Annotated in this window: 29 protein-coding genes; 16 read left to right on the top strand and 13 right to left on the bottom strand. The window is 63.2% G+C overall.

The features are described from left to right. Position 1: 1 nt before the first annotated feature. Positions 2-1,537, bottom strand: a complete 1,536-nt coding sequence (gene betC / locus OKW20_RS02260; protein WP_429169931.1) for a choline-sulfatase — start codon at positions 1,535-1,537, stop codon at positions 2-4. Next, entirely contained in the window at positions 1,534-2,136 is a 603-nt protein-coding gene (betI, locus tag OKW20_RS02255) for a transcriptional regulator BetI (RefSeq protein WP_043620060.1), read from the bottom strand. Before betI ends, betC begins: the two co-directional genes overlap by 4 nt. Before the next feature lie 146 nt (positions 2,137-2,282). On the opposite strand from betI, the gene OKW20_RS02250 reads away from it, so the two are divergent. Further along, positions 2,283-2,831: an HdeD family acid-resistance protein gene (locus OKW20_RS02250; RefSeq protein ID WP_429169929.1), complete on the top strand. Its 549-nt coding sequence runs from the start codon at positions 2,283-2,285 to the stop codon at positions 2,829-2,831. A gap of 2 nt (positions 2,832-2,833) precedes the next feature. Here the strand turns inward: OKW20_RS02250 and OKW20_RS02245 are convergent, their stop codons facing one another. Beyond that, positions 2,834-3,409: a TetR/AcrR family transcriptional regulator gene (locus tag OKW20_RS02245; RefSeq protein WP_429169927.1), complete on the bottom strand. Its 576-nt coding sequence runs from the start codon at positions 3,407-3,409 to the stop codon at positions 2,834-2,836. Positions 3,410-3,492: 83 nt separating this feature from the next. Here OKW20_RS02245 and OKW20_RS02240 point away from each other — a divergent pair, with 83 nt between their 5' ends. The 4 genes from OKW20_RS02240 to OKW20_RS02225 all read left to right on the top strand — a co-directional run bounded on the left by OKW20_RS02240 (position 3,493) and on the right by OKW20_RS02225 (position 7,472). Beyond that, positions 3,493-3,894, top strand: coding sequence for a hypothetical protein (locus OKW20_RS02240; RefSeq protein WP_429169924.1), 402 nt, complete (start codon positions 3,493-3,495; stop codon positions 3,892-3,894). 33 nt (positions 3,895-3,927) lie between these two features. Then, positions 3,928-4,362, top strand: a complete 435-nt coding sequence (locus OKW20_RS02235; protein ID WP_429169922.1) for a DUF3995 domain-containing protein — start codon at positions 3,928-3,930, stop codon at positions 4,360-4,362. A gap of 219 nt (positions 4,363-4,581) precedes the next feature. Then, positions 4,582-6,378, top strand: coding sequence for an EAL domain-containing protein (locus OKW20_RS02230; RefSeq protein ID WP_429169920.1), 1,797 nt, complete (start codon positions 4,582-4,584; stop codon positions 6,376-6,378). Between the two features lie 95 nt (positions 6,379-6,473). After that, positions 6,474-7,472, top strand: a complete 999-nt coding sequence (locus tag OKW20_RS02225) for an NAD(P)H-quinone oxidoreductase (RefSeq protein ID WP_429169918.1) — start codon at positions 6,474-6,476, stop codon at positions 7,470-7,472. Between the two features lie 404 nt (positions 7,473-7,876). Here the strand turns inward: OKW20_RS02225 and OKW20_RS02220 are convergent, their stop codons facing one another. Beyond that, a complete protein-coding gene (locus tag OKW20_RS02220; RefSeq protein WP_429169916.1) occupies positions 7,877-8,266 on the bottom strand; it encodes an NUDIX hydrolase in 390 nt (129 codons plus the stop codon). Between the two features lie 88 nt (positions 8,267-8,354). Beyond that, a complete protein-coding gene (locus OKW20_RS02215) occupies positions 8,355-9,092 on the bottom strand; it encodes a DUF3750 domain-containing protein (RefSeq protein ID WP_429169914.1) in 738 nt (245 codons plus the stop codon). Positions 9,093-9,163: 71 nt separating this feature from the next. On the opposite strand from OKW20_RS02215, the gene OKW20_RS02210 reads away from it, so the two are divergent. After that, a complete protein-coding gene (locus tag OKW20_RS02210; protein WP_429169912.1) occupies positions 9,164-10,171 on the top strand; it encodes an asparaginase in 1,008 nt (335 codons plus the stop codon). 69 nt (positions 10,172-10,240) lie between these two features. Here OKW20_RS02210 and OKW20_RS02205 read toward each other — a convergent pair whose 3' ends face one another. Next, positions 10,241-10,993, bottom strand: coding sequence for a DeoR/GlpR family DNA-binding transcription regulator (locus OKW20_RS02205; RefSeq protein WP_043620045.1), 753 nt, complete (start codon positions 10,991-10,993; stop codon positions 10,241-10,243). 92 nt (positions 10,994-11,085) lie between these two features. On the opposite strand from OKW20_RS02205, the gene OKW20_RS02200 reads away from it, so the two are divergent. Further along, positions 11,086-11,457 (top strand): DUF4406 domain-containing protein, encoded by a 372-nt coding sequence (locus tag OKW20_RS02200; RefSeq protein WP_429169909.1) that lies wholly within the window; start codon positions 11,086-11,088, stop codon positions 11,455-11,457. A gap of 262 nt (positions 11,458-11,719) precedes the next feature. Then, positions 11,720-12,340 carry a glutathione S-transferase family protein gene (locus OKW20_RS02195; protein WP_429169906.1) on the top strand — a complete coding sequence of 207 codons (621 nt, stop codon included), beginning with the start codon at positions 11,720-11,722 and terminating at the stop codon, positions 12,338-12,340. Between the two features lie 17 nt (positions 12,341-12,357). Here the strand turns inward: OKW20_RS02195 and OKW20_RS02190 are convergent, their stop codons facing one another. Then, a complete protein-coding gene (locus OKW20_RS02190; protein WP_429169903.1) occupies positions 12,358-13,263 on the bottom strand; it encodes a bestrophin family protein in 906 nt (301 codons plus the stop codon). A gap of 166 nt (positions 13,264-13,429) precedes the next feature. Between OKW20_RS02190 and OKW20_RS02185 the strand changes: the two genes are divergently transcribed. Continuing rightward, positions 13,430-14,020, top strand: a complete 591-nt coding sequence (locus OKW20_RS02185) for a dihydrofolate reductase family protein (RefSeq protein WP_429169901.1) — start codon at positions 13,430-13,432, stop codon at positions 14,018-14,020. Here OKW20_RS02185 and OKW20_RS02180 read toward each other — a convergent pair. Beyond that, positions 13,996-14,376: an MmcQ/YjbR family DNA-binding protein gene (locus tag OKW20_RS02180; RefSeq protein WP_429169898.1), complete on the bottom strand. Its 381-nt coding sequence runs from the start codon at positions 14,374-14,376 to the stop codon at positions 13,996-13,998. The two genes, OKW20_RS02185 and OKW20_RS02180, sit on opposite strands and share 25 nt — an antisense overlap. A gap of 40 nt (positions 14,377-14,416) precedes the next feature. Then, a complete protein-coding gene (locus tag OKW20_RS02175; RefSeq protein ID WP_034789229.1) occupies positions 14,417-14,611 on the bottom strand; it encodes a hypothetical protein in 195 nt (64 codons plus the stop codon). A gap of 89 nt (positions 14,612-14,700) precedes the next feature. Here OKW20_RS02175 and OKW20_RS02170 point away from each other — a divergent pair, with 89 nt between their 5' ends. Next, positions 14,701-15,639, top strand: coding sequence for a LysR substrate-binding domain-containing protein (locus OKW20_RS02170; RefSeq protein ID WP_429169896.1), 939 nt, complete (start codon positions 14,701-14,703; stop codon positions 15,637-15,639). Between the two features lie 29 nt (positions 15,640-15,668). Here OKW20_RS02170 and OKW20_RS02165 read toward each other — a convergent pair whose 3' ends face one another. Further along, positions 15,669-16,331, bottom strand: coding sequence for a glutathione S-transferase family protein (locus OKW20_RS02165; protein ID WP_429169894.1), 663 nt, complete (start codon positions 16,329-16,331; stop codon positions 15,669-15,671). Between the two features lie 197 nt (positions 16,332-16,528). Here OKW20_RS02165 and OKW20_RS02160 point away from each other — a divergent pair, with 197 nt between their 5' ends. The 4 genes from OKW20_RS02160 to OKW20_RS02145 all read left to right on the top strand — a co-directional run bounded on the left by OKW20_RS02160 (position 16,529) and on the right by OKW20_RS02145 (position 21,828). Next, on the top strand, positions 16,529-16,897 hold the full coding sequence (locus OKW20_RS02160; protein ID WP_429169892.1) for a hypothetical protein: 369 nt from the start codon (positions 16,529-16,531) through the stop codon (positions 16,895-16,897). Positions 16,898-17,021: 124 nt separating this feature from the next. Beyond that, positions 17,022-18,392 (top strand): PepSY-associated TM helix domain-containing protein, encoded by a 1,371-nt coding sequence (locus tag OKW20_RS02155; RefSeq protein ID WP_429169890.1) that lies wholly within the window; start codon positions 17,022-17,024, stop codon positions 18,390-18,392. A gap of 174 nt (positions 18,393-18,566) precedes the next feature. Continuing rightward, positions 18,567-20,900 (top strand): putative bifunctional diguanylate cyclase/phosphodiesterase, encoded by a 2,334-nt coding sequence (locus tag OKW20_RS02150; protein WP_402323129.1) that lies wholly within the window; start codon positions 18,567-18,569, stop codon positions 20,898-20,900. A 139-nt stretch (positions 20,901-21,039) separates the two neighbouring features. Further along, entirely contained in the window at positions 21,040-21,828 is a 789-nt protein-coding gene (locus OKW20_RS02145; protein ID WP_429169887.1) for a L,D-transpeptidase family protein, read from the top strand. Positions 21,829-21,891: 63 nt separating this feature from the next. On the opposite strand, the gene OKW20_RS02140 is transcribed toward OKW20_RS02145, so the two are convergent. Beyond that, positions 21,892-22,368 (bottom strand): MarR family winged helix-turn-helix transcriptional regulator, encoded by a 477-nt coding sequence (locus OKW20_RS02140; RefSeq protein ID WP_429169885.1) that lies wholly within the window; start codon positions 22,366-22,368, stop codon positions 21,892-21,894. 116 nt (positions 22,369-22,484) lie between these two features. On the opposite strand from OKW20_RS02140, the gene OKW20_RS02135 reads away from it, so the two are divergent. Further along, complete coding sequence (locus tag OKW20_RS02135; protein ID WP_043610962.1) at positions 22,485-22,907, top strand: organic hydroperoxide resistance protein; 423 nt, start codon at positions 22,485-22,487, stop codon at positions 22,905-22,907. A 79-nt stretch (positions 22,908-22,986) separates the two neighbouring features. On the opposite strand, the gene OKW20_RS02130 is transcribed toward OKW20_RS02135, so the two are convergent. Further along, positions 22,987-23,274 carry a DUF1236 domain-containing protein gene (locus tag OKW20_RS02130; RefSeq protein ID WP_192447517.1) on the bottom strand — a complete coding sequence of 96 codons (288 nt, stop codon included), beginning with the start codon at positions 23,272-23,274 and terminating at the stop codon, positions 22,987-22,989. 147 nt (positions 23,275-23,421) lie between these two features. Here OKW20_RS02130 and OKW20_RS02125 point away from each other — a divergent pair, with 147 nt between their 5' ends. Then, on the top strand, positions 23,422-23,664 hold the full coding sequence (locus OKW20_RS02125) for a hypothetical protein (protein WP_429169882.1): 243 nt from the start codon (positions 23,422-23,424) through the stop codon (positions 23,662-23,664). A 148-nt stretch (positions 23,665-23,812) separates the two neighbouring features. Here OKW20_RS02125 and OKW20_RS02120 read toward each other — a convergent pair whose 3' ends face one another. Beyond that, positions 23,813-25,387 (bottom strand): helicase HerA-like C-terminal domain-containing protein, encoded by a 1,575-nt coding sequence (locus OKW20_RS02120; protein ID WP_429112835.1) that lies wholly within the window; start codon positions 25,385-25,387, stop codon positions 23,813-23,815. Positions 25,388-25,635: the final 248 nt, after the last annotated feature.

Raw genomic sequence — 25,635 nt, 5'->3', positions numbered from 1 at the left:
GTCATTCTCCTCGCGGGTAGCGTTTGGATTCCTCGAGATTGTCGAGGTTCATGTGGTTGCGCATGTAGCGCTCGGATGCCTTCTGCAGCGGCTGGTGATCCCAGGGATAATAGGCGCCATTGCGAAGCGCCTCGTAGACCACCCAGCGCCGTGCCTGGCTTTCGCGCACGGCGGCGTCGAAGGCCTCCATGTCCCAGTGGGCGGCGCACATGTCGCGAAACGCCTGCAGGGTCGCGGCCTGAACCGGCGTCTCCGGATCGGCGGCGAGGTTCTTCAGTTCCAGAGGGTCCGCCTCGAGATCGTAGAGCTGGTCGGGATCAAGTGTGCAGTGGATGTACTTCCACTTGCCTTCGCGGATGGCGACGAGTGGTGCGTAGGAGGCCTCTGCCGCATATTCCATCAGCACCGGCTCTGAGCGCTCCTCGCCGTTGATTATGGGCACGAGGCTGGTGCCGTCGGTCCAGGGTTTTATCTCGTCCATGGAAATGCCGGCGAGATCGGCAAGCGTCGGCGTCACGTCGAGGTTGGAGGTCGGCGCCAGATGCAGGCCGGGCGCGACGCCGGGACCGGCGACCATCAGCGGCACGCGGGCCGAGCCCTCGAAGAAGTTCATCTTGAACCACAGGCCGCGCTCGCCGAGCATGTCGCCGTGATCCGAGCAGAAGAGGATCAGCGTGTCGTCGAGCATGCGGGTGCGCTTCAGCGTGTCCACCAGTTCGCCGACCTTCTCGTCGAGGTAGGAGATGTTGGCGAAATAGGCCCGGCGCGAGCGGCGGACATTGTCTTCCGTCAGGTCGAAATTGACGTAGTCGCAGGAATGCATGATGCGCTTGGAATGCGGATCCTGCCGATCCTCCGGCAGCATGCCGATCTCGGGCAGGAGGTGCTCGCAATTCTCGTAGAGGTCCCAGAATTTCTTGCGCGCCACGTAAGGGTCGTGCGGATGGGTGAACGAAACTGTCAGGCACCAGGGGCGGCGTTCCGCATCGTCGTTGTCGCGCGAGAGCTGGTAGAGCTTCTGGTTGGCGAGGAAGGCGACCTCGTCGTCATACTCCATCTGGTTGGTGATCTCGGCAACGCCGGCGCCGGTGACGGAGCCGAGATTGTGATACCACCAGTCGATGCGCTCGCCGGGTTTGCGATAATCCGGGGTCCAGCCGAAATCGGCCGGGTAGATGTCGGTCGTCAGCCGCTCTTCGAAGCCGTGCAACTGGTCCGGCCCGACGAAATGCATCTTGCCCGACAGTGCCGTGTAGTATCCGGCACGGCGCAGGTGATGCGCATAGGTCGGGATCGAGGATTGATACTCGGCGGCGTTGTCGTAGACGCGGGTGCGGCTCGGCAGTTGCCCGGCCATGAACGAGGCGCGGGCAGGGGCGCAGAGCGGCGACGAGGTGTAATTGTTGCGGAAGCGGGCCGAACGGGCCGCGAGCGCTTTCAGGTGCGGCGCATGCAGGAACGCGGCCGGTCCGTCCGGAAAGAACGTTCCGTTCAGCTGGTCGACCATGATGATCAGGATGTTCGGTCTTGCGGTCATGCGGCCGTTCCCCGGTATGTGAGCCGATCGATGTGCGAGGTGACGTAGTCTTCGGTGAGCGCGATCGAGGCTTCGATGCTGATCGGCGCGGAGCGCAGACTCTGGCGGATATAGAGCCCGTCGATCATCGCAGCTGCGCCTTCGGCGATGCGTTCCGCGTCATCGTCGGCACAAAGCGTCTTGAGGCTCGCCAGCAAATTGGAACGCAGCCGCCGGGCATAGACCACGAGCAGCCGCCGCACCTCTTCCGAGCGCTGCGCTTCCGAGTAAAAGGCAAGCCATGCGGCGATCGTATCAGGGGCGAACTGGCTTGCCTGGAAGGAGACGCGGATGAGCGCGCTCAGCCTTTCGCGCGGGCTCACGACTGCGCGGAGCGCCGTCACCGTGTCGTCGCGCAATTGCCGTAGAAGGCTGCGGATGGTCTCGATCAGCAACTGTTCCTTGCTGCCGAAATAGTGGTGGGCAAGGGCAGGGGAAACGCCGGCCTGGCGGGCGATTTCGGACATGGTGACGGCAAGCGTGCCCTGGTCGCCGATAACGCGTAGTGCAGCGTCCACCAGCGCCTTGCGGCGCACCGGTTCCATCCCGACCTTCGGCATCCGTCTCTCCCTTGACAATGATCAGTCTATTTTTGATTGACTCATCAATCAATAAAAATCGGCAGTGTTTTCGCTTTCCTTTTGTGCAGAAATCCGGCTCAATCCCCGCGTTAGCGATCTCGCGTTGCAAAGGACTGGAGGTTGAGATGACCCACGCATTCGATCGAGCCGACAAGTCAGCGGTTGCCGGTAAATGGGGGTGGTTCGTCGCCCTTGGCGTGCTGTTGATCATGTGCGGCGGCCTTGCCTTCGGCAATCTGCTGATGGCGACGGTCGCGTCCGTCTATTATGTCGGGATCATCATGCTGGTCGGCGGGCTGTTCAATCTCGCCCACGCCTTTCAGGTGAAGGGCTGGGACAGCGTGCTCTACTGGGGCCTGAGCGGCGCCTGCTACATGATCGCCGGCCTGTTTGCCTTCATCAACCCCGTGCTCGCCTCGTCCTTCCTCACCTTTATCATGGCGATCGCCTTGATCGTCGCCGGCTGCTTCCGCATCTGGGTCGGCCTGAAGCTCAGGCCGCTGCAGGGCTGGGGCTGGGTTGCGCTCGGCGGTTTGGTCACGCTTGTGGCCGGCCTGATCATCGCTGCCGGCTGGCCGGTCAACAGCCTCTGGATCCTCGGCCTGTTCCTCGCCGTCGACCTCGTCATGCAGGGCTTGTCGCTGATCGCCTTCGGCGTTTTGGCAAAGGGCTGAGTTTAGCTTGAGGCTCTGCTGCCAAGCAGCGCCTCGAGCAGCCGGAGCAGGTCGCCGCGAAGATCGGCAAGGCCGCTCGCGGCGAGTGCCTCAAGTCCGATCAGCGCGCCATAGAGCGCGCTGGCGCCGCTGCGGCTCTCAGCTGACGAAAATCCGCAATCACCGAGCAGGACGGCGATGTAGCCGAGGCGGCTTTCGTCGACGGACTTAAGGGTCGTCGCGGCCATGGCGTCGAAGCGCGCCCATTCGCGGACCGCGCCGTCCGTCAGCAAGCCGCCATAGGGAAGGCTGCGTTCGTCGGTCGCGGCATGCACCAGCAACCGCAGTCGCTCTCGCGCCGGTACTTCCAAGGCTTCGATTTCCGCGATGATCGCGTCTGTCGCTTCGCGCGCCCAGTGGGCAAGCATTTTTGCCTTCAGGTCGGGCACATCCTTGAAATGCCAATAGAAGGAGCCCTTGCTGACCTTCAGGTCGCGCGCAATCGCCTCGGCGCGGATCGCCTGCACGCCGCCCGTCGTCAGTGCGCGGAAGGCGGCCTTGATCCAATCATCGCCCGTCAAAGTGTTTTTTGTTGCCATGAGCTTCCATACGTCACCGTATTGACGGATGCAACCAGGTGGCGTACATACGCTACCGTATGGTGGCGATTGGAGGCGAACGCATGAGCAAATGGCTTCTGGCAGCGGGCACCCTGTCCCTGGTGACAACGGGAATTCATCTCTTTGCCGGCGGGCCGGAGGTGCATGTGCCCTTGCTTGCAAGCAGCCCGTCGGCGCTGCTCAAGACCTATGTCTCGCTTCTCTGGCACGCGACGAGCGCCATCCTCCTGATCAACAGTTTTGCCCTGCTGGTTGCCGCCGTGAACGGACGTTACCGTGTGCCGCTCGCCGCTGCGGTGATCGTGCAATATCTCGCCTATGCGGTGCTCTTCATCGGTTACGGCCTTGCCTATCTCGGTTCTCTCTCGACCACGCCGCAATGGGCGGCTTTTCTCCTCATGGCCGCGCTCGCGGCGATCGGCGTGCGCTCGGGCAAAGGGTCTCCGTCAACCATGGCCGCTTGAGGCGGTCCGCCCATAGGCAAGCAAGGAACCATCATGTCGACGGCAATCGCGATCCTGCTTTTCCTCGTCCTTTCCGGTATCGCCGGGCTGCATGCCTACTGGGCTTTCGGCGGACATTGGCCCTGTGACGACGAGGAGACGCTGGTGCGCACGGTGGTCGGCACGAAGCACCGGTCGGTGATGCCGCCGGCCTGGCTAACGCTGGTCGTCGTCGCACTGCTCTTTGCGGCAGCGATCCTGCCCTTGTCCGTGACGCCAGTCTTTGCGGACATGTTGCCACCGGTCCTTGCCTATGGCGGCCTTGCGGGGCTCGCCGCCGTCTTCGTCGCCCGTGGTCTCCTGGCCTACACCACCGCCTTTCACCAGCGCCACGGCACGGAGCCCTTCGTGACGCTCGACCGTCGCATCTACGGTCCGCTCTGCCTTGTTATCGGTGCCGGATACCTGGCATTGCTCGTTCTCGGCTGATGCCATCCTGGCTCGACGGTCAACATTGCGCAGATGCCGACCGATCACAGGACTTGCTCATGAAACCACTGATTTCATTAGAGTGTTTGCATCTGATTGGCGCAGTGGCCGCTGTCACATAGCTTTCATCAAAGCTTCATAATGGGGAAAGACTTCGTTGACGCTTGCTGGCCATGCTGCCGGCGTTCGACCGTCCGTCCCATATTTCTGGAGCCCGGCATGTCCGCCGCCCCCGCCGAAATTCTCTCGTTGCGCCGGTTCGGCGACGACCAGATCGTAACGCTCGCCAAGCTGGTGATCGAAACCGCCTTCCAGCCGATCGCGGAAGCGGCGACCGGCACCGTCTTCGGCTACGAATCCCTGATGCGCGGCTTCCAGAAGCTCGGCTTTGCCTCGCCGCTGGAGCTGCTCGACAAGGCGGAAGAAGAGGGGCAACTGCTGGCGCTCGAGCATATGATCAACAGCCGCGCCGTCGCCGGCTTTGCGACGCTGCCCGATCATTCCGCCCGCACGCTCTTTCTCAACTTCGACTCGCGCCTTGTCGGCGGCGAAGGCGACATTGTCGAACGCCTCGTCAACCACCTGAAGCGCGCCAACATCGCCCCGTCGTCGCTCTGCTTCGAGCTTTCCGAGCGCTTCGATGGCGGGAAGATGCCGGATTTCTCGGCCCTCGTGCGCGATCTCCGCCTTGCCGGCTTCAAGCTGGCGATTGACGATTTCGGCGCCGGCTTCAACGGGCTGAAGCTCCTCTGCGACCAGCCCGTCGATTATGTGAAGATCGACAGACATTTCATCTCCGGCATCGAGGCCGATGCCCGCAAGCGCCATCTGGTCCGCCACACGGTCAACACCGCCCATGTGCTTGGCACCCGGGTGATTGCCGAAGGCGTCGAGACCGAGGCGGAATTCCTCACCTGCCGCGACCTCGGCTGCGATCTGGTGCAGGGCTACTACGTCGCCCGGCCGACGACGCATCTGAGCGAGCTTCTGCCCGCCTATCCGCATCTCGATCAGAGCGTCGCCAGCCGGCGGTCCTCGTCTTCGCTCGACGGCATCCTGATCCGCAAGCAGATCGAGCAACTGCCGACCGTTCGCGAGAGTGACGAGCTCGATTCCGTCTTCGATCTCTTCCGGCGCAATCCGCGCCAGGGCTTCTTCCCAGTCCTGAATGCCAATGGCGAGCCGCGCGGCATCCTGCACGAATATCACGTCAAGGAGCTGATCTATCACCCCTTCGGCCGCGATCTCCTGAAGAACCGCATCTACCAGCGGCGGATCTCGCACTTCGCAAGCCCGGCGCCGATCGCCGATCTCGACACGCCGGCGGATGAGATGCTGAAGATCTTCGCCGGAATGGACGGCAGCGATTGCCTGATCCTGACGGAAAACATGCGCTACGCCGGCACGCTCTCGGCCTCGTCGCTTCTGAAGATCATCAACGAAAAACAACTGAAGATGGCGCAGGAGCAGAACCCGCTGACGGGTCTGCCCGGCAACCGCGCCATCCGCGACTATGTCCAGGACGCGATCCTCGACGGCGATCATGCGCGTTACTTCTGCTATTGCGATTTCGACGACTTCAAGCCCTTCAACGATACCTACGGTTTCCAGAAGGGCGATCTCGCGATCACGCTCTTTGCCGCCCTGTTGCGCCGCCATTTCATCGGCGAGGAGAAATTCCTCGGCCATGTCGGCGGCGACGACTTCTTCGTCGGTGTCAGCGGCTGTTCGGTCGAGGAACTGGAGGCGGTGCTGAACCGCCTGCTCGACGATTTCCGCTCTGACGTAGGCCAGCTCTATTCGCCGGAGCATCAGGCGGAGGGCCGCATCAGCGGATACGGCCGTGACGGCTCGGCGAAGGATTTTCCGCTGATGCGCTGCTCGATTGCCGTCCTGGGGCTGCCCGAAGGCTTTGTTTTCTCCGACGCCCAGGCCGTCAGCGCCCGCATCGCCGAGATCAAGTCGCGCGCCAAGGCGAGCGATACCGGTCTTGTCATGGATGCACTCGGCGGCTGAGCTGCGCTTTCGACGACCGGTCGTTCGACAATCAGCCTTTTCGCCTCGCGTTTCCGGCGCTACCTATGCGCCTTGAGAATTCGCGAGGTAGTGCCATGTCTCTTCCATTGGAAATGCAATTCGTCGACCTTCCGGCCCCGGGCGGGCCTGAAAACATGGTGCTCGCCAAGGGGCCGTTGCCAGGGCTCAAGCCCGGCGACATCCTCGTTCGGGTGGAGGCGGCGGGCATCAATCGTCCGGACGTCTTGCAGCGCAAGGGTGACTACCCGCCGCCGCCTGGCGCAAGCCCGATCCTCGGCCTGGAAGTGGCAGGCGAAGTCGTGGCGATCGGCGAGGGGGCTCAAGGGTTCCGCATCGGTGACAAGGTCTGCGCGCTCGCCAATGGCGGCGGCTATGCGGAATATACGGCAGTGCCCGCGACCCAGGCGCTCGCCTGGCCCAGGGGTTATGACGCCGTGAAGGCGGCCGCCCTGCCGGAAACCTTTTTCACCGTCTGGGCCAATGTCTTCGACATGGCCGGCCTGAAGGCGGGTGAGACGATCCTCATCCACGGCGGTTCCAGTGGCATCGGCACGACGGCGATCCAGCTTGCCAAGGCCTTCGGCGCCGAGGTCTTCGTGACGGCCGGGAGTGGCGAGAAATGCCGGGCCTGCGAAGCACTCGGCGCGAGGCGCGCGATCAACTATCGCGACGAGGACTTCAAGACGGTCGTACTCGAGGAGACCGGCGGTCGCGGCGTCGACGTCATTCTCGACATGGTCGGGGGCCGTTACTTCGACCGCAACATCGGCTCGCTCGCCAAGGACGGCCGCCTGTCGATCATCGCCTTCCTCGGTGGGGCCAAGGTCGAAGGCGCGAACATCGCGCCGATCCTGACCAAAAGGCTGCATGTCATGGGTTCGGCCCTGCGCCCGCGCACGGCTGCGGAAAAGCAGGCGATCCGCGACGGCCTGGTGGAAAAGGTATGGCCATTGCTGGAAACAGGCAAGGTCGCCCCAGTCATCCATTCCGTCCTGCCCTTCAGCGCGGTTGCCGACGGGCATCGACAGATGGAGGAGGGCGACCATATCGGCAAGATCATCATGTCCCTGTGATCGGAACGATCGTCGGGCCTGTGATCGGCGGCGAAGAGGAAAACGATCTTCGACCATCGTCGCCCTTGTAATCGCTGACGGATCGCTTACCTTCAAATCATCAGCAACGAACAGAAAGGAAGGTGGTCCAATGTCTAATGAGATTTCGGTCTTGGTGAAGGGCATGGAAGAGGTGAAGATGTCGAGGCAGCCCTCGGCGTAATCCCCGCCTTCCTTCGGGTTTAACAGCCCGGGCCAGTCATACGGCCAAAACTCATGGAAGGGTCGCCTCGCGCGGCCCTTTTCCATTTTCGGGACTTGCTCTGGACCAAGCCTCGCCTAACCGGGCGACCCGGCCGGCGCTGTGTCTTGGATCAGCAGCCAGGGATTCGGTTCATTGTCGATGAATTCCTCCCGGACATGCTTCAGCACTTTCCTCTGCCCCGCAAAGGGCACCATTCGTCAAAGCTTGCCCAACGAAAGTCGCTGTGTTCGGCATTCAGCCGAACCGTGGCGCTCTCAGTCGCAAAGCCGACGAACACGGGCAGCAGGCTGATGGCGTTGCGGTCGGCCTCGTAAAATTGCTCGCAGATGTCGGCGGAATAGAAACGGTCGGGCCGCAGCCCCGTTTCCTCCTCGACTTCGCGCAGGCCCGCCTGCCAGGCCGTCTCATCCGCTTCGATCGCGCCGGCGACCTGGCACCAGGTTCCCGCGAGTGTTCCGGTGCGCTTGAGAAGGAGTACCTCGAAGGTGCTCCCAGCCGAGCGGAGAACGACAACCGAAACGGCAAAGCTCCTGATCGGTATTTCATGCATCGCGCGCGTCCTTCTCATTCGACCGGCGGACCATGCAACGCAAACCGCCGGCGCTCAACTTAAGCGATCGCCCGTCGAACCTGCACCATCATATGCCGATGCGTCCGATCGCCGGGACCTTGATGCCCGGATTGGCGAAGTCGAATCCGGCGACAAGGCCGAAGAAATGCAGCTCGAGACCGCTGCGAACACCGGCCGAGATGCCGGCCAGGCCATAGAGTGTGGCGTGCAGGTCGCGCCCGTCGGCATCGATCTGGAACAGCCTGCCCTCCGGCAGATAGTCGCGGCCGACGGCATCCGGCGGCAGGACGGCGCCGAGTTCCGGCACGGTGCGCAGCACGTGGGCGACGAATGTGTTGGAGTTCGGGCCGGGCCAGATCCGGTAGCCGCCGGGCGAAGCATAGGGATAGCTGGCGATTGCCGCCTCGATCTTCGGGATCAGCCGCGTGGCGTCGGCACCAGTCACCGAGACGACTAGCCGCGGCTCATTCGAGTACCAGCGTGCATCCGCCGGATAGCCGTTCTTGCGGATTGGTTTGCCCCAGCCGACCTTGTCGTAGCGATCGTAAGTGGCAGCGCCCTGATCCTTGGTCACGATCCAGGCGTGGCTCGCGACTGCACCCTTCATGCCGCCCGTGGTCGCCGAGAACACGTAGATTGCCGCGTCCGCGCTTTCTGCCGCTTTCGGCAGGATGCCGGCCGAGGACCAATCGGCGTCGCGCCAGCTTTGCGGCCGGTCCTGCATGTACCACCAGCCGGCCGAGGCCAGTGCCGGCAGCAGGTAGATGACGAGAAAGGCGGCGGCCAGCCTGCGGGCGAATTTCATGAAAACTCCGTTTCTTGCCGGTAAAATCCTGCTAAATGCACGGAGCAATTTCGGATATTTGAGGGCAAGGCATGTCAAATCCCGTTCTCGTCGAAGTTACCCGCGGAAACCTCGTCGAAAGCCGCCACCGTGGCGTAGTCATTGCCGTCGATGGCGACGGCCGGACCGTCTTCTCGCTGGGCGAAACTGACGGTGCCGTCTTCCCGCGTTCGGCCTGCAAGGCAATGCAGGCGCTGCCGTTGATGGAAAGCGGCGCGGCCGACGCCTACGGCTTCGGCAACCGGGAACTGGCGCTTGCCTGTTCCTCCCATTCCGGCGAGCCGGAACATGTGGAACTGGCCGCCAAGATGCTGGCCGCTGCCGGCCGCGATGTCTCGGCGCTCGAATGCGGCGCCCATTGGTCTTCCGACCAGAAAACCCTGATCGGCCAGGCCCGCAGCCTGGAAGCGCCGACAGCGCTGCACAACAATTGCTCGGGCAAGCATTCCGGCTTCATCTGCGCCTGCTGCCATTCGGGCACCGAGGTAAAGGGGTATGTCGGCTACGAGCATCCGCTGCAACGCGAAATCCGCGGCGCAATGGAAAGCCTGACGGGCGCGATCCTTGCCAAGGACAATTGCGGCGTCGACGGCTGCTCGATCCCGACCTATGCGGTACTGCTGAAAGGGCTCGCACACGGCTTCGCGAAGATGGCGACCGGTGTCGGCCTCGAAGCCGAACGTGCCCGCGCCTCGAAGCGGCTGATAGCGGCCTGCATGGCCGAGCCCTTCTATGTTGCCGGCACCAAGCGCGCTTGCACACGGCTGATGAAGACGGCGCCTGGCCGCATCTTCGCAAAGACCGGTGCCGAGGGCGTGTTCTGCGCCGCCATTCCGGAAAAAGGCATCGCCATCGCTCTGAAGTGTGAGGATGGTACGACCCGGGCTGCCGAAGCCATGGTCGCGGCAACGCTTGCCCGCTTCTTCCGGGACGAGCCCGAACTGCACGCGGCGCTGATGGCGCAGGCCAACCATTCCATGCACAACTGGAACGGCATCCATGTCGGCGACGTCAGGGTGACCGACGCCTTCGCCGCCTGAGCCGCAGCGGAGCGGGCCGTCTCGGCCCGCTCAATTTTCCGATGGTCCGCCCGTTGGCGCAGCACGCCATCAAGCGCCGATGATCGCAATGTCCGTGCCGTCGTAAGGGGCGAGCATGTCGTCACCGATCTCGTTCGGAACGATGAAGCCCGAGAGTTCAGGGATCGCGGCCACGTGGTGCGGCGAGACCGCATCGAATTTTTCCGTCGTTGCGAGCACATAGGTTTCTGCGGCCTGGCCAAGGATGGCCCGCTTGACGGCCGCCTCCTCGAAGTCGCCGGTCGAAACACCGTGGGCCGGATGAATGGCGGTGACGCCGAGGAAGAACAGGTCGACGCGGATACCGGCAATCGCTGCAACCGCTGCGGCTCCTGTCGCAACCATCGAATGCTTGTAGAGCCGCCCGCCGATCAGGATCACCTCCGCCTCGTGGCGCTCAAGCTCGGCGGCGATCGTCGGGCTGTGGGTGACGACGGTCAGCCGCATGTCGCGCGGCAGCGCCCGGGCAATCTCTGCATTGCTCGTGCCGCCATCGAGAAAGATCGTCTGACCGGCCTCGATCATCGCAGCCGCCTTTTGTCCGAGCCGGCGCTTGACGTCGCCGGCAATCTCCTGACGCGCCGCAAAGTTGGGCAGCGGCGGCACCAGGGGCAGCGCGCCGCCATGCACCCGCTTCAGCAGTCCCTCCGCCGCCATTTCGCGCAGATCGCGCCGGATCGTGTCCTCGGACAGGTTCAACTCGTCGGCCATGCGCTTGGCGACGACCTCGCCGTCGCGTGCCAATCGCGCCGAAATCAAAGCCCGCCTCTGTATAGTCAGCATGAAATGTCTCCTTGACTCTTCACGATATTGCACGAAATATCATGAATATTCCAGAATAATCTGGATCGTTCATCGCATCTCGGGAGAGAAAAATGCTGATCTTGATCGCGGGCCCCTATCGTTCGGGAACCGGTGACGACCCGGCGAAAATGGCCGCCAATCTGAAGCAGCTGGAAGAGCCGTCCTATGCGCTGTTCAAGGCGGGCCATGTGCCAATGATCGGCGAGTGGGTGGCGCTGCCGGTCTGGCATGCGGCCGGCGGCGCGCGGATCGGCGACGACCTCTATGAGGAGATTTTTCATCCGGTGGCGGGCCGATTGCTGGCGCTTTGCGATGCGGTTCTGCGCCTGCCGGGCGACAGCAAGGGGGCGGACAACGACGTGCGCATCGCCCGTGAACGCGGAATTCCCGTCTATTATCGCCTTGTGGACGTACCCGGCTGCAGCGAGCCGCTGGTCGCGTGAGCGTGCAAGACCCGGCAGTTGCAGCCTGCCGGGCACCCCTAACGACGGCGGATGGCAGCGATCCTTCGCCGCCTTGCCACTTCTGCTTGTCAATCGAGGTGACTTCCTTTCTTCTGCGGCCGGTCTTTGCTTCGGAGCGACACGGCAGGAAGCGCCCGGGTCTCCGTTCGCATGCCGCGTCGACCCACCGCAATTGACAGAGCCGGATCGGTTGATCGACATCACGTAAACCGGTCCGCATGATCGCAGAGGAGAGCTTAAAGTGTTGAAACTGTTCTACGCCCCCGCAACCTGTTCATTGGCCTCGCATATCGCGCTGGAAGAAGCAGGTGCCGAGTATGAGGCGCGCCGTGTCGATTTCTCGACAGCCGAGCAGACCAAGCCCGACTATCTCGCGGTGAACCCGAAAGCGCGGGTCCCCGCACTCCTGACCGACCGGGGCGTCATCACCGAAACGCCGGCGATCCTGACCTATATCGCGCAGGCCTTTCCGGCCGCGAAACTCGCTCCGGCGAACGACGCCTTCGCCTTCGCGCAACTGCAGTCGTTTCTGAATTACCTCTGCTCGACGGTGCATATCGCCCACGCCCATGGTCGCCGCGGTGCACGCTGGGCCGACGATCCGGCCGCGCATGAGGCCATGAAGGCCAAGGTCGCCTCCAACATGACCGCCTGCTACGAACTGATCGAAAGCAAGATGTTCGAAGGGCCGTTCGTTTTTGGTGACAGCTATTCGATCGCCGATCCCTATCTTTTCACCGTCGCCGGCTGGATCGAGCCCGATGGTGTGGATCCCGCGCGCTTCCCCAAAATCGTTGATCATCGCAACCGCATGACCGCACGCCCGGCCGTCGCCCGGGTGCTGGCGACACTGAAGGTGTGACGCCTCGGTAGCGGCGGCTACATCAGGATGTAGTTCTTCGGCTGCGGTAAAGGCGGAAGGTCGGTCTCGCCGAGCGCCTCGCGCAGATTGATTTCGATCGTTTCGGCAAGAGCGACGATCGGAAGGTCGTTCGGCAACACGCCGAACGGCTCCTCCAGCTCGTCGCCGAGCGCGTCGAGGCCGAAAAAGGTGTAGGCGACGAGCGCGGTGATAAACGGCGTCGCCCAGCCGAGCGCATCGGCAAAGCCGAAAGGCAGCAGGAAGCAGAAGAGATAGGCCGTGCGGTGCAGGAGCAGCGTATAGCCGAACGGCACAGGTGTGTTGCGGATCCGCTCGCAGGCCGCGAGCATGGCCGACATCCTGCCGAGCGTGCCATCCAGCTGCGCCCACTGAAAATCGCTGATCGTCCCGGTTCCCCGCAGGCCGGCGAGAATGCGGCCCATTTCGCGCAGCAGAAAATCCGGTCCGTTGCGGCTGGCCTTGTAGCCGGCAGAAAGATCCGCCGGCAACCGCGCCAGCGGCCTGCCGACATCGCTCCCAGGCCGCAGATGGCAGACCAGTGCGTGGCCAAAGGCGATCGTGATGTCGAGCAGCCGCTGCCGCTCGGCCTCGGCAAGGATCAGCGTCTGGCGGGCGAGGTCGCGCGCGGTAAAGATCAATTGTCCCCAGTCCTTTCGCGCCTCCCACCAGCGGTCGTAGCAGGCATTGTTGCGGAAGCCGAGAAACACGGAGAGTGCGATGCCGAGCAGCGCGAAGGGGCCGCTGTTGACGCTCGGCACGAGGCCTGGATCGACGCGGTGCGCCCAGACGACAAGGGCAGAGAGGGCAAAGACGAACAGCACTTGCGGAAAGATCCGCTGGATGACCGACCCTCGGAGGATGAAGAAGAGTTTCAAAAGGGTAGGGCGGTTGCGAACGATCATGGGAATACCTGTCCGGCTGTTCGCTTAACCGGTATAGGCGCCGGCTTCGAAATGGAAGGGCCGTCCGTTCGATGATGTGTCCCCGCATAGCCAGGATTATTTTGCCGGTGATGTCGGGCGTTCTCTCTGCCGCACGTCCTTGGCGTGTAACGCCAACAGGGAGGCAATGACGATGCGCAAGGTGGTTGCAGGCATGCAGATGTCCATCGACGGTCTGATCGATGGGCCGGATGGCTATACGGATTGGGTCGATTCCTGGTCGGATACGTTCGACCTCCTGCCCGAGATCGACGCTTGCGTCCTTGGGAGCGGCATGTATTCGGGCTACGAGCAATATTGGAGCGCGATCAAGCGCGACCCGCATGCGCCACTGGAGTTCACCGGCCAGCTGCCGACGCCTGAAGAAGTCGAATACGCGGACTTCGCACTTGGCACGCCGCATTACGTCCTCTCGAAAACCCGTTCCGACGTCGAATGGGAAAACGCCAGGATCGTGCGCGACGCCTCCGAAATCGAGGCGCTCAAGCGGGCGCCGGGCCGCACCATCTATGTCGTCGGCGGCGCGCGCACGGTGTCGAGCCTGATGGACCACGGCCTGATCGACGAACTGCGTCTCACCATCCACCCGCTCGTGGTCGGCAAGGGCAAGGCGCTGTTCGACACCGTGGTGGAGCGCCATCATGTGCAGCTCGATGACGCGAAGCGGCTGGATGGTGGCAAGGTCTGCCTGGTCTACAAGGTCGGCGGCGGAGCCTGACCTCGCTCGAGGAAGCTCGCGGCGAGCCGCTTTGGCGCCTTCTCGCGCCAGGCGGCAACCAGCCGCCCGGTTAGGCTCTGGTCGTCGATTTCCGAAAACCGCACCAGCATAGCGGGCCAGCCCTTGTAGTGATCCGTTTGAAAGTAGAGCCCCGGGTCGAGCTCCAGCAGCATTTCCTTTTCTTCGAGCGCGCACATGACGACCAGCGTCTCGCCATCCTTCATGCGCACAAAACTCTTGTCTTTCACCAACAGCGCCGGCGTACCATAGGACGTGCCGATCGTCACTTCGGGCAGGCCGGCTGCCTCCGCCAGCCTGACGACACGGATGAAGTTGCGCTCGAGATCGTCGCTCATCCGGCCAGCATATCATAGTGCAGCTTCAAAGCCGCAGGTCCTAGAGGCGGCTGCCGGTGCACTCCGCCGTGCGTGGCCACGGCCAGCCCGGGAAGGGCAGGTCACCGAGTTCGCGCCCATCCATCCGTTCGAGATCTGGATGCTGCAGCGGATCGCGCGCCCAGGCGAGCGGCGCATCGTCCTTTCGGTCGTCGGATGTTTTGAGCGGCGTCAGTTTCGAGAGAAGCCTAAACATGGCGGACCATCCTTTCGATGCTTGGATGATCCGCCTGTCCCGTCATCTTTTCAATTGAGAATGGCAGAGATCGTGTTTAGAAAAACTATATGAGAGATCTGAATTCCGTGCATTTGAACGGGCTGCGCGCCGTCGAGGCTGCCGGCAGGCTGGGATCGCTGGCTGCCGCGGCGGAAGAATTGGGCGTGACCCCGGGCGCCGTCAGCCAGCAGATCGCCAAGGCGGAGGCCCAGCTCGGCCGCGTCTTGTTCGAGCGCACGCCGCGCGGCCTCGTGCCGACCGATTTCGGCCAGCGCTTCCTCGCGCGCATCGGCAATGCCTTTCACGAACTGGCGGAGGCCGTGGCTTCGGCGCGTCGCCGCGACGAGTCGGTGCTGACGATCTCGGTCGCGCCGGTCTTTGCCGCCCGCTGGCTGGTTTATCGGCTCAATCGTTTTGCCGAACGCCATCCCGACATTCGCCTGCGCATCGACGCGACGACCAAGCTCGTCAATCTCGACACGTCGGACGTGGATGTCGGCATCCGTGTCGGAACGGGGGAATGGCCGGGGGTGAAGTCCGAGCCGCTGTTGCAGCAGGAGGTTTTTCCGGTCTGTTCGCCGGCGATGGCCGAAGGGCTTCGGAAGCCTGCAGATATTCTAAAACTGCCGGCCGTTATCGACGGCCATTCGATGTTCAGCTGGGAGGTGTGGCTCCGCGAAGTCGGGCTCTCGGGCGCGGAAATGAATGTGCGCCACACCTTCAACGAGGCGTCGCTGGTGCTCGATGCGGCGATCTCCGGGCAGGGGGTGATGCTCGCCTGGCAGACGCTCGCCGGCTTTGCGATCGCGCAGGGCAGCTTGGTGGTGCCGTTCGGCATCCGGGTGCCGACGGGTTTCGGCCATTACTTCGTCAGCGCGCCGTCACGGCGCGAAAGCAAGGGCGCCAAGGCGTTCAAGCGCTGGGTTCGTGACGAGGTGGAGGAGGGCATGCGCCTGCTCGACATCAAGGCGCCGCGTGTTGGCTTTAACGCGGCGACCATGGGCTGATCGCGGGAAGGCCCCCTATTGACCGCTCCTCAGTCCGCCAACTCTTTCAGCCGTTCTTCCATCATCGCCTTGAAGGCTGGGCGGGCATGGCAGCGGGCAAGCCAGGCCGAAACCCGCGGATGCTTTTCGAACAGCTGCGTCTGGCTCATGGCGTAGCGGAAGACCTCCGCGAGATTGAGGTCGGCGACGGTGAAGCGATCGCCGACGAGATAGTCGCGTCCGTCAAGGTGGCTTTCCATGCGGGCAAAGACTTTGTCGAGCGACGTCACGCATCTGGCGATCGTCGTCTTGCCTTCGTCGGTGTTCTCGGTCCCGTAGTCGTAGGTCAGGATGATCTCCACGGCGTGCGGCTCGACCTCGGTCGCCCCCCACATCGTCCAGTTGCCGACCAGGCCTTCCTCGGCGATATCGGCAGGCGCCAGTGGCCCGCCGTGTTTGCGCGCGAGATAGAGATTGTTGGCAAGCGATTCCGTCAGCACCACGCCGTCATCCTCGATCGCGGGGATCAGCCCCATCGGGTTGACGGCGAGGAAAGCGGGCGACTTGGTGTTGATCGGCGCATCGGCAGCCAGAGGATCGGCGACACGGCGCGCCTGGATGACCGGCACCGATTGGAAAGGGATGCCGAGCTCCCGCGCCATCCAGTAATTGCGCGATGCGCGCGAGCGATAGACCCCATAGATCGTCAGCATGTCGATTTCCTCCCGTCCTGCGTTGTCGTCTGTCTTAGGCAAGCGCCGGGGGCGACGGAAGCGGGCGGCGCTGATAGCACACATGAAATCTTTTGATGCGCCGTGCGGCGCTTTGCCGGCTTGCCTTTGCGGCCGCGGATCTTTAGCTGTCGCTGGTCGGTTTGGGGATAGATTTGGCAGGGATTTTGGGGGATCGGTTGACGAACTTGGCGGCGCGCATGCTTTGCGCGCTGGTTCTCGTCGTTTCGGCCTTGATCCAGCAGCCGGCCGCTGCCATGCCGCGGTCGCCGGATGCGACCGCCTACGTGCTCCCCGATGGCAGCCTTGCCGATCTTTGCCTCTCGGGCCACGACGACCCCGATGGAAAAGGTGGCACGAAGGGGCATGGATGCCAGTCCTGCTGCCTGGTTGCGCCCGCCGACCTGCCGGCGCCTTACCCGGTCGCCTTGCCGTCACAAGCCCGGACGGCTCCACTTTCCGCTCCGGCCGGCGATTTCGGCTTCGTTCGCTCGGTGCTCTTGACCGGAGCCGGGCCAAGGGCGCCACCAACGGTTTTCTCCGCCTGATACGCGCTTGAACGACAGTTGATCGGCCCATGGGCGTCACTCTTCGACGCGCGTTGCCGCGATCGGCTGTCGTCCCGATCACCAAGAGGCGAAGCCGTGCAAACGGTCCTTCCCGGAGAAAACCATGACAACCGCATCCTTCACCAGCGCCGTGGAAAGCCCCGCGGCAACAGAGCGCGGCATCTCGCTCTACCGCGCCATCTGGCGCTGGCACTTCTTTGCCGGCCTGCTCGTCATCCCCTTCATGATCAGTCTGGCGCTGACCGGTGGGCTTTATCTCTTCAACGACGAGATCGACGATACCGTTTTTGCCTATCGCAACGTCGTGCCCACGGGCACGGAGCGGATGTCACCCTCCGCAATCGTCGCCACCGCCGTCGAGTCCGTGCCCGGCAGCGCGCCCGTCTCCTATCGCACACCGGCGGGTGCGGATCGTTCCGCACGGGTCACAGTCGGCATCGGCAAGGCCCGCATGCTGGTCTTCGTCGATCCCTATACCGGCGCCATTCTCGACCGGGTCGCGCCATCGGAGGAATTCAACCAGGTGGTCGAGGACCTGCACAGCCTCGACTATTTCGGCAAGTCGGTCGAAACGATCATCGAGATCGTCGCGGGCTTTGCCATCCTGTTGGTCTTCACCGGCATCTATCTCTGGTGGCCGCGCCAGCAGACCGGCGGTGTTCTGACCGTGCGCGGCACGCCGGCGCGTCGCGTCTTCTGGCGCGATCTCCATGCCGTGACCGGTATCGGCGCCGGCCTGCTGATCGTCTTTCTCGCCTTCTCGGGGCTTTTATGGTCGGGCTATTGGGGGGCGACGGTCAACGGCAAGCTGACGGCGATGGGGCTCGGTTATCCGGCAGCGCTGTGGGATGAGGTTCCGACCTCCAGCAAGGTGTCGACCGACGTGCTGCCCAAGGCCAATTGGCTGATGGAGAACGCGCCGGTTCCAGCCTCCAGCGGCGATGCGGGTGAGCCGGTCGGGATCGATAGCGCCGTCGCCATCGCGGATGCTGCCGGCATGCTGCCCGGCTACGAACTGGCGATCCCGCTCGACGAGACCGGCGTCTATACGGCAGCGATCTTTCCCGCCGACCTTGCCCGGGAGCGCACGATCCATATCGATCAATATTCCGGCAAGCCGCTCGTCGACATCTCCTTTGGCGATTACCCGGCGCTCGGCAAGGCGATCGAGTGGAGCATCAACGTGCACAAGGGGCAGGAGTGGGGACGTTTCAACCAGCTGCTGATGCTGGCCGCCTGCATTTCCATCGTGCTGGTTTCTCTTTCCGCCGTCGTCATGTGGTGGAAGCGCCGCCCGGCGGGACGCATCGGCGTGCCCCCGATGCCGCCGCAGCGCAGCGTCTATGTGGGATTGTGGCTCATGGCGATTGCCTTCGGGTTGGCGTTTCCGTTGACCGGCATTGCGATCGTCGTCATGGTGATCGCCGATCAATTGCTGATGCGCGTTGCGACGGTGCGCCGGCGGCTGTCCTGAACGAACAGCAAGGGGTGGCGTCGTCCGCCCCTTCTATCGCCCGCTGCAACTTGGTCGTTGCAACCTCTACACGATTTTTCTACAGTTATTTAGGAAGGGCTAACTCTTGCTCGTCTAACGTGAAGTGGGGAAAGATCGACCAGCGACGCGACGAAGAGCGTCGGGAGGCCTTGCTTGGCGAAGAACACGTCCCGCAATCCGCGATATGCCGCTCTCAATGCTGGTGGCAACGAGGAAACGCGCCGCCTGATCGATGCCAGCAATCGGCTGGCCGAGGAGGTCGCGCGCATCTTTCCGAGTGAACCCGACATCGCCGACCGCCACTACTGGTTGGAGACGATGATCAACCATGTGCCCGACTACATCTACGCCAAGGATGTAGAGGGGCGGTTCCTGATCGCCAACCAGGTGACGGTTGCCGACAACGGGCTCGAAGCCTTGAAGGATATCGTCGGCAAGACCGATTTCGACCTCCATCCGCCGCAGATGGCCAAGGCGATCGCCGACATCGAGCGTCGAGTCATCGAAACCGGCGAGCCGATCTTCGGCATCGAGGAACGGGCCATCGTCAGCAAGGGCCGCGATCGCTGGCTGATGACCTCCAAGGTGCCGCTGCGCAACAAGAGCGGCAAGATCGTCGGCATCGTCGGCGTCTCGCGTGACATCTCCGACCGCAAGGCGGCCGAGCGGCTGCTGGAAGGACAGGCGCGCCTGCTGGAAATGATTGCCAATGGCCGGCCGCTCGACGCCTTCTTTCGCGACATGATCCTCTTGATCGAAGCCTTGATGCCGGGCATCAAGGGCTCGGTGCTGCTGCTGTCGGCCGATGGCCGCTATCTCTTCCATGGCGCAGCGCCAAGCCTCGACGAGGCCTATTGCGCGACCATTCACGGCGTCGAGATCGGCCCGCGCATGGGCTCCTGCGGCACGGCCGCCTGGCGCGGCGAGCAGGTGATCGTCTCGGACATTATGATCGATCCGCTCTGGGACGATTATCGCGAACTGGTGGTTCCGTACGGTTTCCGCGCCTGCTGGTCGACCCCGATCCATTCGCGCGAACGCAAGGTGCTCGGCACTTTTGCGCTGTATTCCGAATCGGTCGGCGTGCCCGACGACGGACAGAAGGAACTGATCGCAATGGCGGCGCATCTCGCCGGCATCGCGATCGAACGCAAGCAGGCGGAAGATCGCATCAGCTTCATGGCGCACCACGACGCGCTGACCGGCCTGCCGAACCGTGCGCTGTTCGAGGAGCAGGTCGCCGAGGCGCTGGAAGCCTTGCGCGGCAGCGGCCAGTGGGCCGTGCTGGCCTTCCTCGATCTCGACAATTTCAAGCTGGTCAACGACACGCTCGGCCACGCCGCCGGCGACGAACTCCTGAAGGTCACGGCCTCGCGCATGCGGGCTTCTGTGCGCAAGTCCGACATGGTCGTGCGGGTCGGCGGCGATGAGTTCATCCTGCTTTTGAACGGGCTTCCCTGCGAACGCGATATCGTGTTGGCACGGCTCGAGGATATCCGGCGGGCGATCGCAGCGCCGATGCAGATCGAGGGCCGCAGCCTGCAGGTCACCTGCAGCATGGGGGTCGCCTGTTTTCCCAATCAGGGCAAGACGGTCGGCGAACTGCTCGCCAATGCCGACATGGCGATGTACCGGGCCAAGGAGCTCGGCCGCAACAACCTGCAGGTCTTTACCGAAGAGATGGCCGCCAAGGCCCATGAGAAGCTCAAGCAGCAGGAAGAACTGCGCAAGGCGCTTGCGCGCGACGAGTTCTTCCTGCAGTTCCAGCCGCAGATGAATCTGGCGAATGGCCGCGTGTTCGCCGCCGAAGCCTTGCTGCGCTGGCGTCACCCCGAGCGTGGCACGGTCTCGCCGGCGGCGTTCATTCCGCTCGCCGAGGAAACCGGGCTGATCGTTCCGATCGGTGACTGGGTGCTGCGCGCCGCCTGCCGCCAGGCCAGGGCCTGGCAGGATGCCGGCCTGCCGCCGCTGATCATCAGCGTCAACGTTTCGGCGCGCCAGTTCCGCGAGCGCAACTGGGCCGCCCACGTGGCTGCAATTCTCGCAGAGACCGGACTTGACCCATTCTGCCTCGAACTGGAACTGACCGAGAGCCTGATCATGCAGGACGTGCCGGGCGCGATCGCCACCATGCACGAGCTGCAGGCGATCGGAGTGCATCTGGCGATCGATGATTTCGGTACCGGCTATTCGAGCCTCAGCGCGCTGAAGCGCTTTCCGGTGCGCCGCCTGAAGATCGACCGGTCCTTCGTCGCCGACATCCCGACGGATCTCGACGACAATGCCATCACCGCCGCGATCATTTCGCTCGCCCGGAACCTCGGCCTGCGTGTCATTGCCGAGGGTGTGGAAAACCAGGCTCAGGTGGAATTCTTGCGCCAGAGCGGTTGCGACGAGATCCAGGGCTACTTCTTCAGCCGGCCGCTCTCGGCTCCAGATTTCGAGGCGCTCATGCTTCAGCCCCGGTTCAGTATCCACAGCGTTTGAGCCCTGCCGCCCGCGCGACGCAAGCCTCGTTCCAGCCGTAAATGCAAGCATCGCCCCAATCCGTGGGGGCTGTGCGTAGCATTTCGTTAAGCAAATTCATGCAGCACTCCTCATGCCGCACTCAAGCCCCCAGAGTTCGATGTCCTCTTCAGTCCTTTTCTCCCGTCGCCAGTTTCTTCGCACGTCCGGTGTGGCGCTTGCCTCCGCCGGTCTTGCAAGCTGCACTTCGTCGATGAACACGGATGTCTTTCGCTATGAGACGGCGCCGGTGTTCCGCAATCCAGCGGTCGAGGGACGTTTTACCGATCCGCGCGCCGAAGGCATCTATGAAAGGCAGGATGGCCCAGGGCCGGTTCCGACCGGTCTGCCGCCGCAGGGCCTCTATGTCTCGGACATCTATGCTTCTGTGAGCGACAGCGGCTACCAGGTGCCGGAAATTCCCTATCGCCAGATCGACGCGCGCTTCTACCGCCAGGAGGTCAGCGATCCCTTCGGCGAGCAGCCGGGCACGATCGTCGTCGATACCGGCGACCGTTACCTCTACCTGATCCAGCCGGGCGGCCGGGCGCTGCGTTACGGCGTCGGCCTCGGTCGCGAGGGGTTCGCCTGGTCCGGCCGCGGCGTCATCCAGTGGAAACAGAAATGGCCGCGCTGGACCCCGCCCGACAGCATGGTCGCGCGTCAGCCGCAACTAAAACCCTATTCGGCCAAGAACGGCGGCATGGCCCCGGGCCTCAACAATCCGCTCGGTTCGCGGGCGCTCTACATCTTCCAGAATGGCCAGGACACGCTCTACCGCGTCCACGGCACGCCGGAATGGAAGTCCATCGGCAAGGCGGTCTCGTCCGGCTGCGTGCGCATGCTCAACCAGGATGTGATGGATCTTTACGATCGCGTCCGCGGCAAGGCGCCGATCCTCGTCATCTGATGACGGGCAGGGGCGGATATCCGCCCCTCTTTTTTCTGCTGGGTCGAGCGGAAGGCAGGCCGGTCACTCTTCGCCCGGGCCGGCGTTGAGCTGTCGCGTCAGCTGATGCAGCGTCTCGCGAATGTCTTCCGCTTGCTTCAGGCTGCATCCCGAGGCCTTGCTGATGCCCACAAGGATGCCGAAGGCCTCGTTCTTCAGGTCCTGGCCCTTAGCCGTCAGCCGCACGATCACCTGACGTTCGTCGCTCGGGTCACGCTGGCGACCGACATAACCGGCTGCCTCCAGGCGCTTGAGAAGCGGCGACAACGTTCCTGAATCCAGACCGATCTCCTCGCCGATCCGCTTGACGGTCATCTCGTCCTGTTGCCAGAGCGCCAGGAGCACGAGATATTGGGGATAGGTGAGGCCGAAACGATCGAGCAGCGGCTTGTAGGCGCGGTTGAATGCGTGCGCCGCAGAATAGACCGCAAAACACAGCTGCTTGCCGAGCGCGAGTGCTTCCTCGGGAATGGTGTCGCTATGTGCCGCCTTGTTCGCCATGCGCCATTGTCGCAAAAAGACGCCCGAAATGCAATTTGCAAAATTAATTTGCGTACAATTGAATTTTGCGCTATCTAAAACGCATTCACTCAGGAAACGCAAAGGAGACCCCGCCAATGCCCATTCTTTACCGCACCACAGCATCTGCAACCGGTGGCCGCGCCGGCCAGGCCAAGAGCGCCGACGGCGTGCTCGACGTCACGCTCACCGTTCCGAAGGAACTGGGCGGTGACGGCGCCCGCGGCACCAATCCCGAGCAGCTCTTTGCAGCCGGCTACTCGGCCTGCTTCCTTGGCGCGCTGAAATTCGTGGCCGGCAAGGAGAAGGTAAAACTTCCGGAAGACACCACGGTGACGGGAACCGTCGGCATCGGTCCGCGCGAAGATGGCACCGGCTTCGGCATCGACGCAGCACTCGAAATCTCTTCGCCGGGCGTCGACAAGGCCGTGCTCGAAGATCTCGTACAGAAGGCGCATATCGTTTGCCCTTACAGCCATGCGACCAAGGGCAACATCGACGTGAAGCTCACCGTCGCCTGAGTTTCCTCAGATACCCTATTGAAAGAAGCCCGGCGGTCTCCGTCGGGCTTCTTCTATTTCCGGCATGCTTCGTGCCGGTCTACTGCAGAACCTCGATGACCCGCCTGCTTTGCGGATCGACCAGCACCCTTTGCTGGTTGACGACGACATAGCCGTAGGTTGGCTGCTGCGGGATCGGGTAGACCTCGACCGTGTCGGGCAGGGGCTCGCCCACCACGACGGTGCCGTCATAGGTCACCGACGGGCTGGTTTGCTGAAGGACGTAGGTTTTGACCTCGCCGGGAACGACGACCGTCGTGGTCTGAGCCAGGGCGACGCCGGAAAAGGCAAGGCTCGCTACAAAACTGGCTAGGATGATTTTCTTCATGACAGTACCTCCTGTCCCTAGCCAACGGCCCGGCGACCGATTGGTTCCCCTTGCACGGCGTTGGGCGGTGCTCGAACCGAGGCTCCGGCCAGGCGTTGCTGGAACCTATGGTCCGGCTGGGCGTTGATGAGCAGGAGGTAAAATAGGATGATCGCCAGGCCGAAAACCAGAACCTGCACACTCGCCCAGCGCGAGCTCGAATGCGCAACCGCGTTGCGCGAGGAGTTCGAACTGCTGACGGATCTCGCCGAGCGGGCAGGGTGGCATTGGGACGAGATCGCTCTGGCTCTGCTGGGGCTGACGGACGAATACGCGGCCACCCAGCGCGCCGCCGTCGCGGTGAGCGGGCGCCGTTTAAGTGCAGTCACTATCCCCAAGACGCGGCATTGATGGCGGCACGGCAGGCCGTCGGGCAATTTCGCCGCGCCGTTCCGGCACTCGGCGTTGGACTTAAGCTTTCTTCAGAAATTCGGTGCGACGACGCGCCCTGATGGGGGCAGGGCGCGTGGGAATGCATGGGCCGCGTGGTCGGCCTCGGTTAGCGCCGGCTGAGGCTGCCGAGGATACCGCGCACCAGGGCGCGGCCAACCTGGGTCGCGACCGTGCGGGCGACCGATTTCATTGCCGCTTCGACGACCGTCTCGCGCTGGTAGCCGGAGCTGCGCGGACGCGCTTGCTTGCCGGCCGGTGCCGCCTGATCGTCGTCGCCAAAACCGGGGAGTGTCCAGCGGCTGCCGCCGGTGCTGGCCTCGCTCGTCTGCTGGCCGGCCTGAGCCTGGGCTTCGGCCTGCGCGTCGGATGCCTTCTTGGCGCGTGCTGCCAGGATCTCGTAGGCCGATTCGCGGTCGAAATCCTCGTCGTAAAGACCGCGGACCGGGCTGACGTCCATGACCTTCTTTCGCTCGGCCTCGGTCAGTGGGCCGACGCGGGACTGCGGCGGGCGCACCAGCGTGCGCTCGACCATCGAGGGTGCGCCCTTGCCTTCGAGCGTGGAGACCAGAGCTTCACCGGTGCCGAGATTGGTGATCACGGTGGCGCAGTCGAAATCCGGGTTCGGGCGGAAGGTGTCGGCGGCGGTCTTCACCGCCTTCTGGTCGCGCGGCGTATAGGCGCGCAACGCATGCTGGACGCGGTTGCCAAGCTGGCCGAGAACCGTGTCCGGCACGTCGAGCGGATTCTGGGTGACGAAATAGACGCCGACGCCTTTGGAGCGGATCAGGCGCACGACCTGTTCGACGCGCTCGATCAGCGCCTTCGGCGCGTCGTTGAAGAGCAGGTGCGCCTCGTCGAAGAAGAAGACGAGCTTCGGCTTGTCCGGGTCGCCCACTTCCGGCAGTTCCTCGAACAGTTCCGACAGCAGCCAGAGCAGGAAGGTGGCGTAGAGCCGCGGGTTCATCATCAGCTTGTCGGCGGCAAGCACCGAGATCGCGCCGCGACCGTCATTGGTGGTGCGCATGATGTCGGAGATCTTCAGTGCCGGCTCGCCGAAGAAATGTTCGGCACCCTGCTGTTCGAGAATCAGCAGCTCGCGCTGGATCGAGCCGACCGAGGACTTGGATATGAAACCGAACTGGTTGGAGAGTGCGCTCGCATTGTCGCCCATGTAGTTGAGCAGCGCCTGCAGATCCTTGAGGTCGAGCAGCGGCAGTCCGCCCTCGTCGGCAATCTTGAAGGCGATGTTGAGCACGCCTTCCTGCGCATCGGTGGCGTTCATCAGCCGCGACAGGAGCAGCGGGCCCATCTCCGACATGGTGGTGCGGACACGATGGCCCTTTTCACCGTAGAGATCCCAGAAGATTACCGGGAATTCCTGAAACTCGTACGGGTTCGTCGGCAGACCGATCTGTTCCGCACGCTTCAAGATGAAATCCTTGGCTTCGCCGATCGCGCCGATGCCGGAGAGGTCGCCCTTGACGTCGGCGCAGAAGACCGGGACGCCGGCGTTGGAAAAGCCTTCGGCGAGCACCTGCAGGGTGATCGTCTTGCCGGTGCCGGTGGCGCCGGTTACCAGGCCGTGGCGGTTGCCGAACTTGAGCTCCAGATACTCGCCCTTGTTGATCGAATCATCAGGCTTGCGGCTGGTGCCGATAAAGAGCTTGCCTTCTTCCAACATGTGGGCTTCATCTCCGTTTCATCAATGAAAGCGGGCGGTTCGCAGTGTCGCGGTGGCGCGCCGTCATCGAAATGTGCCTGGATTTCTGTTATAGGTGGTGCGGTTGCGCCCGGCAACAAGGCTGTGCCCATCCGCGACCCGAAAGCGGCGATATCGACGGGTCGATAGTCACGGCTCACGGCTTGTTATTTGGCGAGCGATCATTTACCTTGACGTCAACGTCAAAAATCCAAAATGAGGGAGTTTCT

Source organism: Ensifer sp. LBL (assembly GCF_050435225.1).
Classification (GTDB): Bacteria; Pseudomonadota; Alphaproteobacteria; order Rhizobiales; family Rhizobiaceae; genus Ensifer.
Note: the sequence above shows the minus strand (reverse complement) of the source record. Positions and strands in the feature narration are given on the sequence as shown.

Coding starts and splice junctions, on each gene's coding strand:
- betC (WP_429169931.1), bottom strand. CDS start 1,537: ATGACCGCAAGACCGAACATCCTGATCATCATGGTCGACCAGCTGAAC.
- betI (WP_043620060.1), bottom strand. CDS start 2,136: ATGCCGAAGGTCGGGATGGAACCGGTGCGCCGCAAGGCGCTGGTGGAC.
- OKW20_RS02250 (WP_429169929.1), top strand. CDS start 2,283: ATGACCCACGCATTCGATCGAGCCGACAAGTCAGCGGTTGCCGGTAAA.
- OKW20_RS02245 (WP_429169927.1), bottom strand. CDS start 3,409: ATGGCAACAAAAAACACTTTGACGGGCGATGATTGGATCAAGGCCGCC.
- OKW20_RS02240 (WP_429169924.1), top strand. CDS start 3,493: ATGAGCAAATGGCTTCTGGCAGCGGGCACCCTGTCCCTGGTGACAACG.
- OKW20_RS02235 (WP_429169922.1), top strand. CDS start 3,928: ATGTCGACGGCAATCGCGATCCTGCTTTTCCTCGTCCTTTCCGGTATC.
- OKW20_RS02230 (WP_429169920.1), top strand. CDS start 4,582: ATGTCCGCCGCCCCCGCCGAAATTCTCTCGTTGCGCCGGTTCGGCGAC.
- OKW20_RS02225 (WP_429169918.1), top strand. CDS start 6,474: ATGTCTCTTCCATTGGAAATGCAATTCGTCGACCTTCCGGCCCCGGGC.
- OKW20_RS02220 (WP_429169916.1), bottom strand. CDS start 8,266: ATGCATGAAATACCGATCAGGAGCTTTGCCGTTTCGGTTGTCGTTCTC.
- OKW20_RS02215 (WP_429169914.1), bottom strand. CDS start 9,092: ATGAAATTCGCCCGCAGGCTGGCCGCCGCCTTTCTCGTCATCTACCTG.
- OKW20_RS02210 (WP_429169912.1), top strand. CDS start 9,164: ATGTCAAATCCCGTTCTCGTCGAAGTTACCCGCGGAAACCTCGTCGAA.
- OKW20_RS02205 (WP_043620045.1), bottom strand. CDS start 10,993: ATGCTGACTATACAGAGGCGGGCTTTGATTTCGGCGCGATTGGCACGC.
- OKW20_RS02200 (WP_429169909.1), top strand. CDS start 11,086: ATGCTGATCTTGATCGCGGGCCCCTATCGTTCGGGAACCGGTGACGAC.
- OKW20_RS02190 (WP_429169903.1), bottom strand. CDS start 13,263: ATGATCGTTCGCAACCGCCCTACCCTTTTGAAACTCTTCTTCATCCTC.
- OKW20_RS02185 (WP_429169901.1), top strand. CDS start 13,430: ATGACGATGCGCAAGGTGGTTGCAGGCATGCAGATGTCCATCGACGGT.
- OKW20_RS02180 (WP_429169898.1), bottom strand. CDS start 14,376: ATGAGCGACGATCTCGAGCGCAACTTCATCCGTGTCGTCAGGCTGGCG.
- OKW20_RS02175 (WP_034789229.1), bottom strand. CDS start 14,611: ATGTTTAGGCTTCTCTCGAAACTGACGCCGCTCAAAACATCCGACGAC.
- OKW20_RS02170 (WP_429169896.1), top strand. CDS start 14,701: ATGAGAGATCTGAATTCCGTGCATTTGAACGGGCTGCGCGCCGTCGAG.
- OKW20_RS02165 (WP_429169894.1), bottom strand. CDS start 16,331: ATGCTGACGATCTATGGGGTCTATCGCTCGCGCGCATCGCGCAATTAC.
- OKW20_RS02155 (WP_429169890.1), top strand. CDS start 17,022: ATGACAACCGCATCCTTCACCAGCGCCGTGGAAAGCCCCGCGGCAACA.
- OKW20_RS02145 (WP_429169887.1), top strand. CDS start 21,040: ATGTCCTCTTCAGTCCTTTTCTCCCGTCGCCAGTTTCTTCGCACGTCC.
- OKW20_RS02140 (WP_429169885.1), bottom strand. CDS start 22,368: ATGGCGAACAAGGCGGCACATAGCGACACCATTCCCGAGGAAGCACTC.
- OKW20_RS02135 (WP_043610962.1), top strand. CDS start 22,485: ATGCCCATTCTTTACCGCACCACAGCATCTGCAACCGGTGGCCGCGCC.
- OKW20_RS02130 (WP_192447517.1), bottom strand. CDS start 23,274: ATGAAGAAAATCATCCTAGCCAGTTTTGTAGCGAGCCTTGCCTTTTCC.
- OKW20_RS02125 (WP_429169882.1), top strand. CDS start 23,422: ATGATCGCCAGGCCGAAAACCAGAACCTGCACACTCGCCCAGCGCGAG.
- OKW20_RS02120 (WP_429112835.1), bottom strand. CDS start 25,387: ATGTTGGAAGAAGGCAAGCTCTTTATCGGCACCAGCCGCAAGCCTGAT.